At 52.8% G+C, this 18,625-nt stretch carries 14 protein-coding genes; 6 read left to right on the top strand and 8 right to left on the bottom strand.

Annotation, left to right across the window (positions count from 1 at the left end):
- Positions 1-48: 48 nt before the first annotated feature.
- Complete coding sequence (locus tag PLIM_RS08015) at positions 49-3,057, bottom strand: hypothetical protein (protein WP_041401381.1); 3,009 nt, start codon at positions 3,055-3,057, stop codon at positions 49-51.
- A gap of 543 nt (positions 3,058-3,600) precedes the next feature.
- Here PLIM_RS08015 and PLIM_RS08010 point away from each other — a divergent pair.
- The gene (locus PLIM_RS08010; RefSeq protein ID WP_148227031.1) at positions 3,601-4,245 is read left to right on the top strand and encodes a hypothetical protein; all 645 of its coding nucleotides are present in this window, start codon (positions 3,601-3,603) and stop codon (positions 4,243-4,245) included.
- A gap of 28 nt (positions 4,246-4,273) precedes the next feature.
- On the opposite strand, the gene PLIM_RS08005 is transcribed toward PLIM_RS08010, so the two are convergent.
- A complete protein-coding gene (locus PLIM_RS08005; RefSeq protein WP_013109807.1) occupies positions 4,274-5,731 on the bottom strand; it encodes a type I 3-dehydroquinate dehydratase in 1,458 nt (485 codons plus the stop codon).
- A gap of 252 nt (positions 5,732-5,983) precedes the next feature.
- On the opposite strand from PLIM_RS08005, the gene rnpA reads away from it, so the two are divergent.
- From rnpA to PLIM_RS07990, 3 genes are all read left to right on the top strand, one after another.
- Complete coding sequence (gene rnpA / locus PLIM_RS08000) at positions 5,984-6,472, top strand: ribonuclease P protein component (protein WP_013109806.1); 489 nt, start codon at positions 5,984-5,986, stop codon at positions 6,470-6,472.
- On the top strand, positions 6,469-6,822 hold the full coding sequence (yidD, locus tag PLIM_RS07995) for a membrane protein insertion efficiency factor YidD (RefSeq protein ID WP_013109805.1): 354 nt from the start codon (positions 6,469-6,471) through the stop codon (positions 6,820-6,822). The genes rnpA and yidD overlap by 4 nt, the downstream gene beginning before the upstream one ends.
- 134 nt (positions 6,823-6,956) lie before the next feature.
- Complete coding sequence (locus PLIM_RS07990; protein ID WP_013109804.1) at positions 6,957-7,622, top strand: hypothetical protein; 666 nt, start codon at positions 6,957-6,959, stop codon at positions 7,620-7,622.
- 16 nt (positions 7,623-7,638) lie between these two features.
- Here PLIM_RS07990 and PLIM_RS24370 read toward each other — a convergent pair whose 3' ends face one another.
- The 4 genes from PLIM_RS24370 to PLIM_RS22665 all read right to left on the bottom strand — a co-directional run bounded on the left by PLIM_RS24370 (position 7,639) and on the right by PLIM_RS22665 (position 10,659).
- Positions 7,639-7,782, bottom strand: coding sequence for a hypothetical protein (locus PLIM_RS24370; RefSeq protein WP_013109803.1), 144 nt, complete (start codon positions 7,780-7,782; stop codon positions 7,639-7,641).
- 148 nt (positions 7,783-7,930) lie between these two features.
- The gene (gene proB, locus PLIM_RS07985) at positions 7,931-9,112 is read right to left on the bottom strand and encodes a glutamate 5-kinase (RefSeq protein ID WP_013109802.1); all 1,182 of its coding nucleotides are present in this window, start codon (positions 9,110-9,112) and stop codon (positions 7,931-7,933) included.
- Positions 9,113-9,258: 146 nt separating this feature from the next.
- On the bottom strand, positions 9,259-9,840 hold the full coding sequence (gene pgsA, locus PLIM_RS07980) for a CDP-diacylglycerol--glycerol-3-phosphate 3-phosphatidyltransferase (RefSeq protein ID WP_013109801.1): 582 nt from the start codon (positions 9,838-9,840) through the stop codon (positions 9,259-9,261).
- Between the two features lie 117 nt (positions 9,841-9,957).
- Positions 9,958-10,659 carry a TlpA family protein disulfide reductase gene (locus PLIM_RS22665; RefSeq protein WP_013109800.1) on the bottom strand — a complete coding sequence of 234 codons (702 nt, stop codon included), beginning with the start codon at positions 10,657-10,659 and terminating at the stop codon, positions 9,958-9,960.
- Between the two features lie 405 nt (positions 10,660-11,064).
- Here PLIM_RS22665 and PLIM_RS07970 point away from each other — a divergent pair, with 405 nt between their 5' ends.
- Complete coding sequence (locus PLIM_RS07970; RefSeq protein WP_230849446.1) at positions 11,065-12,651, top strand: serine/threonine protein kinase; 1,587 nt, start codon at positions 11,065-11,067, stop codon at positions 12,649-12,651.
- A 72-nt stretch (positions 12,652-12,723) separates the two neighbouring features.
- Here the strand turns inward: PLIM_RS07970 and PLIM_RS07965 are convergent, their stop codons facing one another.
- On the bottom strand, positions 12,724-14,238 hold the full coding sequence (locus PLIM_RS07965; protein WP_013109798.1) for a hypothetical protein: 1,515 nt from the start codon (positions 14,236-14,238) through the stop codon (positions 12,724-12,726).
- A 214-nt stretch (positions 14,239-14,452) separates the two neighbouring features.
- Between PLIM_RS07965 and PLIM_RS07960 the strand changes: the two genes are divergently transcribed.
- Positions 14,453-16,489 carry a redoxin domain-containing protein gene (locus PLIM_RS07960; RefSeq protein WP_013109797.1) on the top strand — a complete coding sequence of 679 codons (2,037 nt, stop codon included), beginning with the start codon at positions 14,453-14,455 and terminating at the stop codon, positions 16,487-16,489.
- A 287-nt stretch (positions 16,490-16,776) separates the two neighbouring features.
- Here PLIM_RS07960 and PLIM_RS07955 read toward each other — a convergent pair whose 3' ends face one another.
- The gene (locus PLIM_RS07955) at positions 16,777-18,228 is read right to left on the bottom strand and encodes a Gfo/Idh/MocA family protein (protein WP_013109796.1); all 1,452 of its coding nucleotides are present in this window, start codon (positions 18,226-18,228) and stop codon (positions 16,777-16,779) included.
- Between the last annotated feature and the right edge of the window lie 397 nt (positions 18,229-18,625).

Below are 18,625 nucleotides of genomic sequence, written 5' to 3'. Positions count from 1 at the left end.
CTCTCGGGAGGATGGCATGAAGAACGTGAGCTCAATTCTGAGACAGGGTTAAATTCCAGGCTGATCATTCCAGCCAATAGCTGGCCCCAGGTTCTGTGCGGGCACAATCTGCAGATCGAGCGGATTCGTGACGGCACCATCACCACGGATAATCAGCACCTGAGCATCAATGACGCCGTTAACTGGGATGTTCTCGGGGATCTTGAATTGAACCCCAAGATCGTACCAGCCGTAGATTTCGGGATCAATTTCCTGATTATTGATCGTGATCACGACTCGTCCGGGTTCTGGGCCTAATCCTTCACCTGCCAGCGAGACCATGGTTCCCGGGCTGGTCGCTGTGGTATCGAGTGAGAATGCTGCCGGATCGACCGATAAAATCTCTCCGCGGTCAACCACCGCCACATTGTTCTCCAGATTACTGTCATTAAGCACGCGTTCTGTATCTGCAATCAGATGCAGTTTCTGGAAAGGTTCCTTGCGTCCTTCGGCATTCACAAACAACTGATTGGCCTCAATCGGCAGACGGATATCGACGGAGGTGATCTGACCAGCTTCCATCGTGCCGATCGTCACACCAGACTGAGGTAATGCGGCGTTTGGAGAGAGATCATTCGCTGCCATCAGCACCACATTGAAGGGTTGCGAGATCGAGGAGGTCGCATTGTTCCGCAGCCAGACACGATACCTGGGCCCCAACTGCTGTTCTGTATGACCAGAATCCACGAATCGGACAGCCAACAGTTGGATATCCACACTGTTATCGACAACTGTGACAGGTTCTACGTCCAACCAGGTCCCTGATGCGACCATAGGTAGCGTTTGATATTGGGGGTACTGCCAGACCGTGGTCCAGACAGGTGCTGGTTCACAGTAGATCGGCCGTACATACACCGGTCGGGGGTCGTAGACGACAGGGACAGTATTCCACCACGACCAGCGAACCCACGGACTCCAGAAGGGAAACCAGGTGTATCGCGGGTAATACCTTGGCCCGGCATACCAACCACTGAAACTCACACGCGAATAGGCAGGAGCAATCGGGCCGTAGTAACGATTTCTCCAACCACCACGTTCTACGAGAAGGTTATTGAACTGGAGTTGTCTGGCGACATCCCCTCTGCGGTACAGCTCAAACTGCCGACCGACATTAAAGCGGTTGTAGAAGCTGTAATTGCGAAATGAATTGTCCCAGCGGTTATCCACGAGTCGATCCTGGAATCGACCACTGACCCGGTCAATTCTCAGCGTTTGCAACTCGCGATCATCGTTCCGACCAAAGAAGCGGGCGAGATCGCGTGAATTGTTCAATTCTCGAAGCTGTTCGCGGCTTTGAATACGGCTCAAATCCCAATTGTCATTGTCACGTCCGAGCCGACCATCTGCACCAATTCGCACAGGGATGACGTTCCCTCGATCAAGAGCACGGGAAACATCCCGCTGATCCGAAGCGAGTCGTTGCACATTTCGATTGAGATCCTGAATCTGTCGCTCGATGTCTTGGGTGCGTGCCTTGACTGGCTTGACTGGTGCGACACCGAACACAGGTCGATTATCTCGATTGGTACGGCCTTCGCCGTTCGGAGTCCGGTCACGGTCCGGATTCACTCTCGGCCCAGGCTGGCGATCTCCTCGCTCGTCGTTGTCATTCTCACGGTCTTGCCGGGATTCATTTCGATCCATACGTCCGGGACGATCTGGATTATTTTCGCGGCTGGGAGAAGTTCCACCGGGAATCGGCAGTCCTGGAAGTGCACCCTCAGACCGTTCTCCGCGAGTACGATCCCGGTTTTCGATATCAGCTTTTCTATCAGGTCCATTGTCTTTTCCAGACTGACGCTCCGGTCGATCTTCGCGACCTGGCATAGGTTGAAGGCCCCGGCCCGACGGATTACCAGCTTCGGGTTTATCGACATTCCCGGGGATTCCGGGCTCTTCGGCACTGCCAGGAGCGTCGGAAGTTTTCGGTGCATTGGGCCTGCGATCCAGCCCAGGTTGAGGGCGAACAGGCGATGAACCCGGATTGGTTCCCCCATTGCCAGGCAGGTTGCCAGTGCGTGAGCCTCGGCCGCCACCCAGATTGGGTGTTACAGGATTCGGTACAGCCGGGTTTGGTGTGACCTGATTGGAAGGGTTGGTATTACGTTCAGGAGCAATCTCTGGGCGGTTATTGCGAGGCCCATCGCCGTTGGGAGGTCGATTGCCCGGAGCGTTCCGCCCTGTCCCTTGTGTGGCAGGTTGACCATTCATATCCGGAGTCTGCCCACGCTCACGAACACGACGATCGCCTCCACCTTCTATTCCGGCAGGATTACCACCGAGAGGATTCGCGATGCGAGGCGGAATTTGTGGAGCCGATGGCCTGGGTGTCTGAGTTAAAGTGGGAGGTTGAGAGTTCGACGGAGGGACTGTTCCTGGAACTCTGCGATCAGGAAGATTGGCCCCTCGTTCATTTCGCGGAGTCGGGACTGGAGCAGTTGTGCCGGCACCAGGAAGTGTGGGAGCAATTTGTGGAACACGATTCACAGGCGAATCGACTCTGGGACGTTCGTTGCTTCGGGGACGATCAGCACCTGGATTGCCCTGATTAGTTTCGCGATTACCACCTGGTACTGCCGAAGGGCCATTCGGCAGGGGATTGGCAATTCGTGCAGGAGGTCTGGATTCCACTCGGGGTGTTGGCTGCGCAGGAGCAGGAGACTTCTGTGCCGGTGCTGTGGGAGCAAGCGGTGCTTGTCTTGGTGCTTCCGTTCGTCGCTCGATTCGAGGCGCCGGTTGGCTCCGTGGAGCCGCCTGTGGACTTCGTGCTGACGGGGCTTCCACCTTTGACCTGGGAGCTGGTGGACGATCCTGCCGACCGGCAGGTGCTCCCGATTTGGGTTCACCTTTTTTCACCTCGCCCTTTTCAGGCTTATCAGCCAAGGCCACCTGGCTCATCGTGAATTCACCGGCGGCGCAACTGATGGCAGCCCAGGAGATCAAACCCCATGGAAACTTCTTGTTGAACATCATTCCCTCCTGAAAACGCTGCAAGACCTGACTGGCCAGATGATTCATTGAAGACAAACTTGAGCGGCCTACAGACCAGCAAAGCCTGCCACTTCGTACATGCACAGAGAAAACGGTGCCACTAAATGTCCTGCGTTGGCCTAAGCTACAAAAAATGTTCGTAACCACATACGGTCATTAATCTTACAAAACGAGAAATATTCAAGAAATGTCAGGTCTCAAGCTGCAACACCTGCTGATGAAACTCATTATGATGGCGCTGGTTATCTGTGAGATGTCAGCATGACACACACCTTGATCGATTTTCATCCAGCTTGTGCCCAACCACCTCAACGATCAGGCCATCACGTTTCAACGTCCTGTATGCGTTCAACAATTCCGATTCTAGCGATTCTTCTGATCAATCGAGTTCTAGGGAAGAAATTGTCTTTCATGTTCCGACAGACAACTGGGAGACGGTGATTGATTTGAGGGCTACTTGAGTGGGAATGACTTTCTGTGTCAGGCAGCAATGACAATTCTGTTCTTCGAAAAGTCTTGCAAACAGGCCTTCTTTGCGCCTTTTGTGGGATCTCGATGACAGGTTGTCAGATGGTGAAACACAACACCTCGATCCATTCGGTCTCCTTCGATTGGAACACTTACCGCCAGGTCTCTTTCTGGTGTGAGGAGCGGGATCATCTTCCCTTAAGGCCCAATCGTGTGGCCATGACACAATGGGCTTACAACCCGGGGGGACGTCTGCCACAGGCCTGGAATGGGACAGCAAACTGCCCTCCAGAAAACATGCTGATCGGGCCAGCGGGAGAACCGTTTCCACAAAACTCCGGGACAACGCCTATTCCGACGCCAGGTGGAATCCCAGAAAACCGAGGCATGCCACCCATGCCCTCTGGATCGTCCGGGCCTTCTCAGCAACAGTTACGCACACCGCAGGAACTTCCTGCTCCTCCGGGTTGGGGGGGAGTTCCCGAGAGTGGCACGCGACCACCAAGCTCATCTCCGCAAGGCTTATCGAATCCGACTCAACCTGATCTTCTCGATCACTCCGCACCACCCACGATGAACTCTTTGCCTGGCGAGAGGCCGCGAGGTGAACAACCCTTCGATCCCTTAGGGCCAACGGCTACGCTGGCACCATCGGGAGTCCAGAAAGCTGGCTATTCCGTCGAACCCAGTCAGAGGCGAGTGGTTCAAAAGGCTCCTGCCAGCAGAAACTGGATCTTTACGAATTGAGCACGGCTTTTGTAATGGCCTCGCCCAGCTATTCCGCTAATCCTTGAGCGAAAGCTTCGGGAGGAAGTTCCTGACCGGTGATGGAACGAAAGAGGTTCGTTGCGTAATCGGCAAAGACTTCGGCAGGCTCGACGATTTTCGCCCCTCGCACTCGGGCTTCATCAATCAATGGTGAATCTGCGGGCATGCTGCTCAAATCGAGAATCGTCATGCCGGGACGAATGATCGTGGGGCTGATACTCGTTTTTCGCGAGCCATGATCCAGATTCTCTGACGCCACGACGAGGACATCGACCAGCGTATCGTACAATTTGCCCAGAGGGACAAAACGGGCATCGGCCATGGTGGCAATCTGCTGACCTTCATCATCATCTGCCGAGCAGATGCTCACCAGACCATTACGTTTCTTGATCCCGACAGCCAGCGAAGCTGCCAGCCCCCCCTTCCCGACAACCATGACATTTTTGCGATCCAGCGGTCGATCATCAGGGCCAGTTCGCCCTAACGTTTCTTCCAGCAGCCTGAGTGCCGTCTTCCAAATAAGGTTGTGACTGGCCCATCCGTCGGGGCGCTTGATGTACAGATCCCCCGCTTTGGAAATCGCTGAGACCTCGTCCTGTGCTGATGCGATCGGAAAGACGCGGCGACTGGCGTAGTTTGTGGCAATGACTCCGGGGATTTTGAGGATGTCGAGCATTTTGGGAATGGAATCGACGGATCGGAATTCGATGGGAAGGCAGCGAGTATTCAAATCGAGGTTATCAAAGCCCGCATTGAGAATTTTGCAGAGCATCGTCTCGCCCAGCCCGAATCCGACAACGGCAATAAATCGTGTTTTCGGGCCAATCTGTCGCCAGCGGTAAACATCATCCAACTCACTGACTGTGGGTTGGCCCACGAAGGCTTCCATCCCCTTTTCGAGGGCGGCATAAATCCACGGGGAGCCATATTTCCGACCCAGCAATGAGAAGGTAAGCCCCGACTTTCCCAGCCCTAATCCCACCACGGGAATGGCCCGTTTCTGACTGACAACCGAGAGCAGTGGCCACGCCGCTTCCAGCAAGTCAGTAGGCCAGGTAAACTTGATGACATCCGCCTGCAAGATCCCGGCATTTTCAAATGCTTCTTCCAGATCGTGGAGCGGTCGATTCATACTGGTATAACTGATGACTCGCTGGACTTTGCCAAATCGAGGGATCTTTTTCGCTATCTCTTCATCCAATTCGACATAAGCCGGCCCGGCCAGAATCGCCTGTCGCAAAAGCTGAATGCGCTCGTCTTCAGTTCCCTTCCAGCTTCCCCCATTTTCGGCACTGCGACACGAGACCAGAATTGGTTTTTTGGACGACTCAATCAGGTCTTTGACATCAGGTTCCTTGAGCAGTCGATCCAGACACAATTCGACAAGATCGGATTGCCGAGCGGCATTCAGGATGTCGACTTTCGCCAGTTGCCGCGATTCGGGAGTAACAGAAATACAAATCATGTGAATCCACGACTTTCCTGGTTTGCGATCGATTGTAAACTCGACAGCGAACCTGCGCAAAGAATGAGATATGATGTGCTGATGGCCTAAGACAATACTCCACAGTTCCAGAGACGTCGAGAGCCTGCCGACCACGATCTGAATTCCCGCCAGTTCTCGTGTGGTTACTTGTCAGAAGAAACACCAATTCCATTCTGCAAAACAGCGTCGGCTTGATGGACTGTCTGAAGATTTCCCGAACATGGTTAGCTTATGTACCGATTTGTCAAAGCCCAGCATCTAAGGCGACCTGCCGAGTTCGAGCTGGTCTATCGCCACAAACAGAAAGTGGCCGATGGGGTGTTGCTGGTCTTTGCCAGACGACGATCAGCCCATGTTCCCAATCAACGGACTACAGAAACTCAAAACGAAGATCTGTCAATCACCCGCCTGGGTCTTTCCGTTTCGAAGCGGCGAGGAAATGCCGTGGTGCGCAATCGCGAGAAGCGATTGATTCGCGAAGCCTTCCGGTTGACTCAACATGAGCGTCCTCCAGGGCTGGATCTGATTGTGGTGCCCATCGCCACGACACCTTTGACGCTCGATCAGGTCAAGCAATCTCTCGTGAAACTCAGTCGAAAACTGGATCGGAGAATCCCACAGACATCGAACACACTTGCCTCAGCACCAGAAACCACCGACGCAGAGGCAAGTCCGGGTGTGTCAGAAAATTCCCAGACGCCCCAGGGATCTTCGGAATGAGTGAAGACAACGACAAATCTGAAAGGAATACTCCACCCGTTGACTCGCTCGAAAGCACCCCTCAGCAGTCTGTCGGGCAGAACTTGATATTCACCCGATGCTCTTTGATCGGTGTCTTTCTCCTGTCTGCTATCAGCTGGATTTTGTCATTCGTACTGATTGCGGCGGTAAAGGTCTACCAGTGGACCATCAGCCCGCTCCTGGGCCCCGTCTGCCGGTTTCATCCCTCCTGCAGTCAGTATTTCATCCTGGCAGTGAAGAAGTACGGGCCCATCTGGGGCACATTCAAAGGACTTTATCGAATTACCAGATGTCATCCCTGGAATCCGGGAGGGTATGATCCCCCATGATTCAAAAAATCTGAAAGTTCGATGAATCCAATGTATGACAAGTTTCGTACATGGCCACTGAGCTTCAACACGTGCTATTCTGCGAAGCGATCATTGAAACTCTTGAGACCACACTTCCCGACAAGGCTTAGACCATGCCCAGATTTGCTCGCATGCTTTTCGTTTCGTTGAGTTGCATGATTTGTGCAGGCTTTGCCCCCATCAACGACTTAACAACTCTTCCTTCAAGCGGGGCTGCATTTGCTCAAGAAGCCGCTACGGAAACTGCCGGCGAGACCACGCAGGAGAAGCCTGCCGACACCACATCTGCAGAGTCCACATCCAAACCACCGGGCGACGGGACCGATTCAATCATCAAACAAGGCGAGGCCAAGATTGAAGAAATCGGTCGCACTCTCGATGCGAGCCCGGAAGCTCAGAAGCTCTCCGCAGGAATTCTTGATCCCATCTACAAACTGGCAGAACTGATCGGTCATCCGTGGCTCTACTGGGTGGCCTTTGCACTCATGACAACCGGTGTGGTGAGCTTTGCCCTGCAACTGGTAATTGGCAAACTGGTCGTCCTGATGAAACTGCACATCAGCTTCACCGAGATCTTGAGTGATGCGCTGGGGCTGGCCATCAGCCTGGTGGGACTGGTCTTCACCACACAGGCAGCGACTGAAAACTCCACCTTCCCGCAGAGTGCTGCGTCGGTGCTCTCCGCCACTGCAGTGGGAGTCGTCCTCGGATATTTCTTCTATGTCTGGGGGCAACGGCAGGAACTTCGTGCTGTCCATGCCGCCAAGCAAGGCAAATAGCCAATGCTTGGAGTTTTTAGCGTTTTTTGAATCTCATCAGCCACCAGCCAATCGCACCGACGGCTGAGAGGATCACGCCATATTCCCAGGGCTGCAGGTGTCGCCACCTGTCTTGGGAATAGGCCTGATAGAAATAGATGTACTCCCAGAAGGTTTCCATGATCGCCTTGCCAACCTAAGAGTTGAACAGATATTTGGAGAAAACCGGTTGCTGGAACCGTAGTTCACAGGCGAGGAAAGGCAAATCATTCTGCCTTGACCTGCGTAAATTCGAGCATCACTGGCAATTTGTGCATGGTCCCGACCGATTATGCCTGTCCTGTCGGGATCGAAGTGACCACCAGATTATCTCGGTGAATCACTTCGTCGTAAGGAATCTCCCCCAGAATCTTCGCCATCTCCTCGCGTTTCTTGCCAGCCACAGCTCTGGCTGAAACGGCATCGTAATTGACGAGCCCACGGGCAAACTCTTCGCCCTCAGAATCGACCAGCGAGACGACTTCCCCTTTTTCAAAGTCTCCTTCGACACCCACCACTCCAATTGCCAGAAGTGATCGACCGAGATGCTCGACAGCGTTCCGAGCACCGGCATCCAGTTGCAGGCGTCCTTTCGGTGGCAAGGTGAAACCAATCCATCGCTTCCAGGCAGGAATCGCCTGTTGCTCGGCTGCAAAGAAAGTTCCGACATCTTTTCCTTCAAGGATCGATTCGATCACTCCATCACACTTGCCATGAGCAATGACCACATGTGTCCCCACAGCCGTTGCTGTTCTCACAGATTCCAGTTTGCTGCGCATACCCCCTGTCCCACGACTGCTTTTGCTGGCGCCGACGAGCGAAAGTAGATCTTCGTCAAATCGCTCGACAATCGGTATCCGCCGACTTTCCGGGGAGGATGGATCACCCGTAAGCAAACCATCGACAACCGAAAGGACAATCAGCAGATCAGCAGGGATCAGATTCGCAACCATCGCCGCCAGGCGATCGTTATCCCCCAGTTTGATTTCCTGAGTGCTGACGGTGTCATTCTCATTCACAATCGGAATGGTGTTGTATTCACCAAGTGTCAGCAGTGTGTTGCGGACATTCAGATATCTCGACCGGTTCTTGAAATCATTGGCTGTGAGCAGCAATTGAGCGGCATGAAAACCAAATCGGCGAAAATGCCGATCATACGTCTCAATCAGATGTGCCTGGCCAGTGGCCGCCGCCGCCTGTAAGTGAGGCAAGTCTTTGGGTCGAGTCTTGAGCCCCAAAAGACTCATCCCCGCCCCAATGGCACCACTCGAAACCAGCACAACTTTTCGCCCGGATGCGACAATCCCATGGAGTTGGCTTGCCAGATGTGCAATCCGCTGGTCATCAAGCTGGTCATTGGCGTCTGATAGAACATTTGTACCAACCTTGACGACGACGCTGCGAACCCCCTTCAGCCAGACCATTCGTTCTTGTGAAACAGGCTGCGTTACGGCAGCCAAAATGTCGACCATGACGATTGATCCTGACAGACGATAAATTCAAGACTTACCAGGCTGATTTCCCGAGTCGGGTTGGCTCGAAGTTTAACTGAACTCGCCACGTCTGAGAATCAGCAGCGATCAATTACTCACGAGCATTTTTTGAGGAGTGAGATGATCTATTCGGATTGCGATTCTTTCCGCAGGATTGACGCTGCTCGAACAATGTAGATCCAGCCTGTGTAAACGGTGACGATGGTCATCAACCAGAGGAGGAGATCCCTGGTGAGCAACAGGCCCGGAACGGCACGGAGCCTTTCGTCCATCAGTAGTAAAGCCGCTGTGGCACCGGCACATTGCAGAAACATTTTGAGTTTGCCCCAGCCGCTGGCAGAGAAATCATGCCCTTTCTGTTCGAGAAATCCCCGGAGACTGGTCACGAGCATTTCTCTGGCCAGAACAGCAATCACCATCCAGGCTGTGACACCGGATTGCTGGCTGATGGGGAGCAGAAACAGAAACACTCCTGTCGTAATGAACTTATCGACGAAGGGGTCAACAATCCGTCCAAAGGTTGTCACAATGTTGTATTTGCGGGCGATGTAGCCATCCAGCACATCGGTCGCCACGGCAATCACAAAGAGCACAGCCGTGGCGATCCACCAGCCTCCTCGATCAATCATCGCGAAGACAATAATCCCCAGGAAAAATCGCAGCACCGTAATGCTGTTGGGAAGATTGAGCGTTTTCTCACTGGGCATGATGTTCGCTAAGCATAGTTTTGACCGGTCGCAAGAAGTTGGTCGGCTTTGAAGGGAAGACACTGGCTGTGTCGGGTAAAGCCGCAGGCTCAATGTTTGTTGCCATAGCCTGGCACATCATTTTTTCAGCAACTTTTCCACGAAAGGGGCGACATCTTCTATATAGGAGAACTTGGACTCCTCTTCGTCTTCCTCAGAATCTGCGGCTGGTTTTCCTGGTGATTGAGTCGCAGAGGCATTACTGCCTTCGCGGGTGTATTGACCATCGAACCTTTTGACCTGCTGGCCCTGCTGATCAAAAACGTAGACAGCAGGTATCGAGTCGAGCTTGAGTTTTTCGAAGAGCTCGTCGGCAGGCTCATTGCACATCAGATGGACAATGTTCGAATTTTGAGACTGAAGAAACTCAACAACTCGCGGTCTGTAATATTCGACGGGTTTAGTTTTGACACCGATGTAATCGCAATTCATCGAAACACAGACGATTTCCTGGGGATACTTTTTCTGCAGAGCCAGAATCCCAGGATACTCCTTCAGGCAGGGATCACACGATGTTGACCACAGGTCGATGACAACAACTTTGCCGCGATACATCGGCAACATGGCAATGAGATCAGCCCAACTTCGATTCGAAATCTTTAACTGGGCCTCTGTCGCTGAAGGAGAGATCTGAGCCAAGGCAGAGCTGGCCGTCAGGCAGGAAATGCACAAGCACGACAAAACGAGGCATAACCATCGTTCGGTGAAAAAACGCTCTGTCAAAGCCTGCTCTGATCGCAATTTCGTCATGCTCTGAGCCGGGAAGTTTTGGCGAATCATGGCGGAACTCTCCTTTATCAACCGCTGTTCCCAGTTCGAAAAAAAATTCTCGATAAGGAACTTTGTCGCGATGTCTGGCGATTGGTCAAGTCATAAGCCTTCTTAAATCTCTGAATGCCGCGTGCTAAACCATTGAGAAAATCCCCGGAAAGCCTTGAACAACAACAGGTTGTGCCAGAACAACTGCTAACCACAGCCATTGGAAATCACTCTGATTCGAGGCGTTTCCAAAGCTGATTTGGCGTCGCTGAATATAGGGAACTGGTTTATGAAGAATTACTCACGCTTTCGCAACTTGCGATTCCAAGCCTGATATCTTTAAGTTGTACCAGTGCTCAAGGATTTGAGTATGTGGGACTTACGCCAGTTGGCCTGAGTGATTGCCCGGGCTAAGTGTTGTTGCCAGTGATTCCTCCCGCCAGACCTCATTACGAGTTGCTTCCCATGTCCGTCAAGACCGACATAGCTGGTGTCGTCATTGATGGGGCTCGCTACGAAGTTCGCTCCAAACTGGGCGAAGGGAGTATGGGTCTGGTCTACCGGGCTTTTGATGCCCGTTTGCAGACCGAAGTCGTTCTTAAAGTGCCGACTGCCGCCACGTTGAGCGATCCGGAGTTTGCGGAACGATTCCAGCGGGAAATTCGCTCTCTGGTACAGCTCAAGCATCCGCATATCGTCACAATCCACGATGTGGGTGATCACGAAGGTGTGCCCTATGTGGTGATGCAGTATCTTTCGGGTGGCAGTTTGCGAGATCGCATTTACGAAGGCTCACAGCAGGTCGCACAACCTCCATCATCGTTGCAAGACTGGCTGATGAACGTCGCCCGCGCTCTCGATTTCATCCATCAGCAACATTTCATTCACCGCGATGTCAAACCGGCCAATATTCTCTTTGATCAGTTTGGAAATGCCTACCTCAGTGATTTTGGTCTCGCCAAAGCACTTTCTGCCACCCAGGAAGAACCTGCCAAGCGAGATGCATCGCTGACAGCAGCCGGATTTCTCGTCGGGACACCGAACTATGTGGCTCCAGAGTTGATTATGGGCCACGCGATCGATGGTCGTGTTGACCAGTACTCTCTGGCCATGACTGTCTACGAATGTTTAGCGGGCTGTGTTCCCGTGGAAGGTCCCACAGCCTCCGCCACCATGGTGAATCAGACAGGGATGAAGATTCCCCCGTTGAGTAAGTATCAGGCGAATCTCTCTGACCGACTTTCAGAGGCCGTCATCAAAGGCCTGGCCAAAAATCAGGCCCGGCGTTACGCCAACTGTGTCGAGTTCGCTGAAGCGGTGCTGGAAGCCGCCTCTCAAAGAAGCTCTTCGCGTCTTGCCGCTAGTGGAACAGTCACGCTACCGACAGCGTCGATGGTCGCCGAGCGGGAAGCTGCCACTGCTGCCCGAAGTGGTTCCATCACTCCCTCGCCTGCGAACAGTGCTTCGCAGCGTATGGCGAAGATTTCACGCGGCACCCCGGGCAGTGTCCCTTGCCCCGAGTGTGGCAAGGTTCTGCCACTCAAACCTCAATTTGCGGGGAAAAAGGCTCGTTGTGCAAAATGCCTGAGTCTGCTCCTCATCGGGCCCGATATTGCTTCGCTTAAATGGATTGCCCCACCACCCAAGGCTGAACCGGAAGAGGAAGATCTGCCACAGGCACCACTTTCTTCTGCCCCTAAAATCAGACGCCAAAAAAGTGGTCAGGCAAGTACTTCCCGCAATGCGCAGTCCAAAACAGCCAAAAGCAGACAGCTCAGCGATTCAGAAATTGACGCGCTTCTCGGGGAAGAAGTTTTTGGTTGGCGATTCTCCAAGAAAGCCATCGCGATTGTGGGCGGAAGTGTCCTGATCGTCACGCTCATGGCCTGTGTCTTGATTGGTTGGTGGTTCAACGCTCAAGAACTGAGAAAAGAGCGAGAACAGATGCGTATCAAAACACTGGGAAATCGAGAAATCAACAAGGGACAGAAACCTAGCCGAGAAGAGGATTAAATCTCATCATCGCGGTCGATGCATGGCCCATAGTTGCGTTAAGCCTTATGAAAAGCTCAGAGAATCACACGCTTATTGAACGGTCATCGCTCTGATACTTTGGATTTTCACTGGTAAATGCATCGAGCGATCTGTCGGAGCGAAGCTGATTCTCAAGCGAGAGACCAGTGCTTTTTCGGCGATACCATTCGTTTCCGGAAGTTCCCACTCGATTTGTTCGAAGCCAGGTATTCCCGTTTCATTCGGACTCTGATTCACCTTCCGGAACATTGTCGAAACCATCTGACCAGGCATGAATTCACGATCACCGGGATGTTGCCAGTAGAGATCCAGCCTCACTGGTTGTGTTGAATCCAGTTGAAGACTGGCCGTCAGTCGACGGCTTTTTGCAAGCTGCCAGACACAGGGGGGCGAAACGAGATTCACTTCTCCACAAGTTACAATACCCGACAACCCCCCCTTGCCTTCAGGCAATGGTTTGCACGCCTGCAGGGCACCCTGAGAGCCTTGCCATGTCCAGCCATTGCGATCTTTCTCAAAGCTCCAATCGGGCAGCCCGGATTGGTCGGCCATTTTCGAAATGGTCGATCGAATTTCGTCGATAGAACCCAGCACCAATCTGGTCTCATAAACGTAACTCTTCCCTGCCTCCAGATGTTCTGGCCGAACACTCGCCAGATAACCCGTCGGGAAATCGTGGGTTCCGACACCCGATCGCGGCGATTCACGACGTTCCTTTACACCGCGATGATCCGCAATCCCGCCAAGAAATGTTGGATTATTGGCTTGCCAGAGACCGCAACCATAACCGGTTTGATCCACCAGCGCAATCCACCCTTCACTGCCATATAATCTCAACCAGGGAAACTCTCCTGGCTGCGGATGATGCTCGATTTCTTCCCACGCCTCATGCGTCCAGGGTGCCTGACCGCGATAGCTGATTAAACGGTTGAAGTTCCCCGTCAAATAAACCGCTGGAAGTTCCTGATCTCTGGCCGGGTAAAACGTCGCATCCCTGCGTTGATTCTCCAACTGGTTGATAATCCGCACCTGATGACCATCCAATTGAATAATACTGACGATTTGACATTCACAAGGGGCGTTATTGAGCGACCACTGCATCGGAATCGCAGTGACCTTCAATGAATGCTTGTCCTGCTCAAAAGCAATCGTTTTCGAGGCATTCCCGAAATGATCTCCTGCTTGGACGGGGTTCCAGGGAAAATCGGCCCACGCAGGGGCTACTTCCTTTCCATCCACACGAAACTTCGCCGGACCGGCATAGAACGACATCTGAATCTGCCGACCCCAATCCCAGTTATTGACCATATTCTCCGGATGATGCCTGGTCGAAAGCCAGGTAATCGCACCTCCCAGATTCAAATCAACGCCCAGCTTGATCGATTCATTTTCAATCCAGCGCATCTCAGGCCGATGAGCCCGTACACGCTGGCGAATATCATCCTGCGCATAAGCATTTCCCATGAGTTGGCGAAACGAACACCCACATGCCGACATCGCTGCGGCACACCAAGACAGCCACGCTCTTCGCGTGTAAAAATCCTGCCAGAAGATCCGTTTTGACATGGAAGCTGAATCCGTGGTGGAATCGGGCTGGTATGATCATGGGGCTGATCATATCACTGAGGACAAAACCCTGTTCACTCAGTGTCTCGAAAGTCGAGTTTCATTATTCGATACGACATCATGAGAATCGTCTTACGCCAAGATGACAATTTATTGCGGTATCTGAGACTTGCACAGGATGGCAAATATTCGTTGCTTCGAAGGATCTCACTTGATGGTCAATGCCCGTAGACAGTTTGAAATCCACCATCGATTCTCCTCGAACGTGTGGCGACTGCAACGAACTTTCTGGATCTGGTCTGTCGTGACCTGTCTGAGTCTGGCATTACAGGTCAATGGTGTCTGTCCTGCGCAAGAATCATCTGCGTCTCTCGTGAAGACAAATACAAAACCCGCAATTTCGTTGCCCGACTCAAAGCCTCAGCACGCTCTCGAAACGGGAGAGGCTTCGAAACCACTATTGAATACCCAACTGCTCGACCAGCACTCGCGCGTTCACGAGTTTCGCGAGAAGTCTGATACGCCATTACGAGTTGTGGTGTTTATCAACGGCGATTGCCCGATTGCTCGCAGCTACATCCCCGAACTGAATCGACTTCACGAAAAATGGAACGAAAAAACCGAAACCGTTTCATTGCATGCCGTCTGGGGGAATCCATTCTCAACACATGCTGAATTACGGAAATTCGTCGAGGATTACGCGATCAAGTTCCCGATCGTTTTCGATCCCCTGGCCCAACTCGCTCATGCACTTAAACCAACACACGTTCCCGAATCTTTTCTTCTCGATGTTCAAGGGAGAATCGCTTACCGCGGCCGGATCGACGAACGCTGGGCCGCCCCGGGTGTGAAGCGTGCCGTCGTCAAAACTCGCGATCTGGAAACGGCGGTCGAGACACTCCTGCTGAACCCGGCTGCCAAAATCGCTTCCACCTCGGCTGTTGGATGCCTTTACGACTTGATCCCAACTCAAGAACTTCTGCGTCCGAATAATGACTCGACGCAACAAAAGTTGACCTGGTCTCAAGTAACCGCGTCCATCATTTACGCAAACTGCACACATTGTCATCAGGCAAACGCCGTCGGGCCCTTTCCACTGGAAACATGGCAGGATGTCGTCAACCAGCGGGCTCAGATGATCGAGGAAATCCAGACATCCCGGATGCCTCCATGGATGCCTGATGCCAATTGTGGCGAATTCCTGGGACAGCGAAGCTTGTCCGAGATCGAGAAACAGGCACTCTCCAAATGGGTTGAGCAAGGGACACCCAGCGGAGAACTGAACGAAGCCCCTGTGCCTCCACCAAAGAAATCCACCTGGGAACTGGGCCCGCCTGATCTAATTGCCGAGATGGCTGCAGACTTCTTCATCCCAGCGGATGGCCCGGATCTTTTTCAGAACTTTGTGATCCCGTTGCCTCTGGATAGTGACAAAGTCGTGGCGGCCATCGAGTTTCAACCGGGGGATGCGAGTGTGGTCCACCATACGCTCTGTTTTCTCGATGCCAATCACCAGGGTCGCAAGCTCGATGCAAAAACTCCTGAGCCCGGATACAGCAGCTTCGGCAGCCCCGGCTTTCTCCCCACCGGTTCAATTGGTGGCTGGTCTCCAGGAAATACACCGCGAAAATTACCTGGGCACATGGGACGATACTTAAAGAAAGGTTCCGATCTGGTGCTGCAGATTCATTATCACCCTTCCGGGAAAGCCACCAAAGATCGCTCGCGCGTGGGAATCTATTTTGCCGATCAGCCGAAGAATATTGTCGCTGCTGTCTGGGCCGCCAGTTATGACATTGATATTCCCGCTGGTGAACGGAACTACGAACGACGAGCTTCGTACAAATTGCCCCAACCCGTGACATTAATGGGGGTGATCCCTCACATGCATCTGTTGGGAAAGTCATTTACCGCGCAGGCTGTCTTGCCGGACAACACAATTCAGCCCATCATCCGGATCTCGAATTGGAAATATGCCTGGCAGGACGAATTTCATCTTTCTCAGCCGATCCATCTCCCCGCAGGAACCCGGCTCGAAATCATCGCTGCGTGGGATAACTCAGAGGAAAATCCATTAAACCCGTCGAATCCGCCTCGTCGTGTGACCTGGGGTGAGCAGACCACCGATGAAATGGTTTACGGTTTCTTTCTCGTGGCGGCTGAAGAGCCCAAAAAGCTGATTCCGCTGGCTCTCGACAATATCTCCGTTGATCTCAAGAGCAGAGCCCTGCACGGGCATCCCATTCGTTAAGGTCCATCGCTTTCATCGAACCGAATGAAAAAAGCTCAGCGGCTGACAAGTGGAGTCAGTCGCTGAGCTTTTTTTGCCTGCGTTAATTTGAGAGTTCTACAGAATGAAAGCAGCGAAAACGGATTTCAAATATAAACTATACATCTAGATATGGCGTGGCTGGGGTTGAGTGTCTTCGCGAACCCCCAGATCGTGCCAAAAATTGCTGGGGGTTCGAAGACTCAACCCCAGCCACCCGCCTCGCAGTTGTTTATTGGAATCCGTATCAGAATTAAAGCTTCTGACTGTTACAGCTGTTCCGTGGTGGGCAGCAGATATGGCGCCCGGTATTCCCTCGAAAGCATGGCATTGGCCTCTTCGGATCGAGGGCCAGTGAATGTCTCGTTCGGGAGAATCTTGAGCAGCGGTCCCACCTGAATCTTGTTACCTGTCAGATCAACTCCATTCGCCTTCAAATGCTCGGCAAACCGCTGGGTGGTTTCCAGCCCCTCAGGATCCTTGGCAAGCTGGTTTTCCAGTGCACTCAAGCTCTCCAATGAACCCAAACGATACGAAATGTTGCCGACATGGCACAAAGCGCTGGAAAGGTGCCCTTCCAGGATCTCGGCATTCAGCTTGGACATATCGCGAGCTTTGAACGCTTCGATAAAGTTGTTGTAGTGATTCTGGTCTGAACCACCCTTGAACTGCTTGATCTCCTTGCCATCCTTGGAGAAGACCGTCGCACTGGAGTAGCTGGGAATGACCATGTAGCCTTCGCTGCCATAAACAATCACGCCCACTTTGGCTCCCATGTAGGCATCGGTTTTCAGGCCGCGAACTTCGAAAATGAGTCGCTTATCACCAAACGAATGGAAACAGACCTGGGTGTTGGCGGTATCGCCGGCATCTTCATAGCCATATCGGCCGCCGTAGCTCATGACGCTGTCGCCAATGCTGTTTTCGTTCAGTGCCCAGCGGGCGATATCCATCTGGTGAATCCCCTGATTCCCCAGATCGCCGTTGCCGTATGGCCATTGCCAATGCCAGTCGTAGTGAAAATTCTTGCGTGTGAGTGGCGCCAGTGGTGCCGGACCAGTCCACAAATCGAGATTCACAGTCGATGGCGGTTCGTAGTTGCTGCGTGGCCCAATCGAGTTCCGGGGCTTGTAACAGAGACCGCGTGCGAGTTTGACTTCCCCCAGCTGGCCATCATGAATGTACTTGATTGCTTCCTTCAATCCGGGGTTCGATCGGCTTTGAGTGCCGCACTGCACAATCTTGTTGTACTTACGGGCTGCTTCGACGAGTCGCCGACCTTCGACCACATTATGACTGACAGGTTTTTCGACATAAACGTCTTTGCCGGCCTGAATCGCCCAGATCGCCGCCAGAGCATGCCAGTGGTTGGGAGTCGCCACACTCACGACATCGACATTCTTGTCAGCATACGCTTCACGCAGATCGGTATAGACCTTAGGGCGATGCTTGTACTCTTTTTCAATCAGAGCAGCTTTGGATTCACCGACTCGCTGATCCACATCCACAATGGCGTAAACGATCGAATCGGGATTGTTGCTGAAGCCTCGAATATGCTCGCCGCCCCTGCCATTCACGCCCACGACACAGACATTGATTTTGTCACCAGTTTTTTTCGGGGCAGTTTCCTGTGCCTGAACAGCATTCAAGCCACCCGCGCAGGCCAGAGCAGCGCCAACTGAGAGGCTGTTCTCAAGAAATTCACGACGATTCTGGGGCATTACAAGATCCTTATCACGATGTCGTTATGAACTGTCTACTGAAACGGTGTCGAACTCGGGTCGAGATGAACAGTATGCGACAGGACGGCAGCTCGACCTTCCGCACAACGATCTCTGCGGCTGAATGAATGATGATCGGGCAACATGCATCAACAGTCGTTTAACTTTACCGCGAAGATCAATGACAGGGCAATCGACTGGGAGCGATCTTGTGCTGTTCTGGAAGGATTCCTTCAGAACGATTCGCATCCTATCTGATGGTCACCAGATATCGGGCCGTCGAAAGATCCCCAAAAGATCTGTCGGATGACCTCACTTCGGGCGGTGGACAAATCACAGTTTCCCTACCGCCAGAGCGACATGGAAAGTCGACTGCCAACCCTCCTTTGGCTCGCCA

The sequence above is a fragment of the Planctopirus limnophila DSM 3776 genome (assembly GCF_000092105.1).
GTDB classification, from domain to species: domain Bacteria; phylum Planctomycetota; class Planctomycetia; order Planctomycetales; family Planctomycetaceae; genus Planctopirus; species Planctopirus limnophila.
This window is presented reverse-complemented; position numbering and strand designations above follow the sequence as displayed.

Coding starts and splice junctions, on each gene's coding strand:
- PLIM_RS22665 (WP_013109800.1), bottom strand. CDS start 10,659: ATGATTCGCCAAAACTTCCCGGCTCAGAGCATGACGAAATTGCGATCA.
- PLIM_RS08010 (WP_148227031.1), top strand. CDS start 3,601: ATGGTGAAACACAACACCTCGATCCATTCGGTCTCCTTCGATTGGAAC.
- pgsA (WP_013109801.1), bottom strand. CDS start 9,840: ATGCCCAGTGAGAAAACGCTCAATCTTCCCAACAGCATTACGGTGCTG.
- PLIM_RS08015 (WP_041401381.1), bottom strand. CDS start 3,057: ATGAATCATCTGGCCAGTCAGGTCTTGCAGCGTTTTCAGGAGGGAATG.
- PLIM_RS07990 (WP_013109804.1), top strand. CDS start 6,957: ATGCCCAGATTTGCTCGCATGCTTTTCGTTTCGTTGAGTTGCATGATT.
- PLIM_RS07960 (WP_013109797.1), top strand. CDS start 14,453: ATGGTCAATGCCCGTAGACAGTTTGAAATCCACCATCGATTCTCCTCG.
- PLIM_RS08005 (WP_013109807.1), bottom strand. CDS start 5,731: ATGATTTGTATTTCTGTTACTCCCGAATCGCGGCAACTGGCGAAAGTC.
- yidD (WP_013109805.1), top strand. CDS start 6,469: ATGAGTGAAGACAACGACAAATCTGAAAGGAATACTCCACCCGTTGAC.
- PLIM_RS07965 (WP_013109798.1), bottom strand. CDS start 14,238: ATGTCAAAACGGATCTTCTGGCAGGATTTTTACACGCGAAGAGCGTGG.
- PLIM_RS24370 (WP_013109803.1), bottom strand. CDS start 7,782: ATGGAAACCTTCTGGGAGTACATCTATTTCTATCAGGCCTATTCCCAA.
- rnpA (WP_013109806.1), top strand. CDS start 5,984: ATGTACCGATTTGTCAAAGCCCAGCATCTAAGGCGACCTGCCGAGTTC.
- PLIM_RS07955 (WP_013109796.1), bottom strand. CDS start 18,228: ATGCCCCAGAATCGTCGTGAATTTCTTGAGAACAGCCTCTCAGTTGGC.
- proB (WP_013109802.1), bottom strand. CDS start 9,112: ATGGTCGACATTTTGGCTGCCGTAACGCAGCCTGTTTCACAAGAACGA.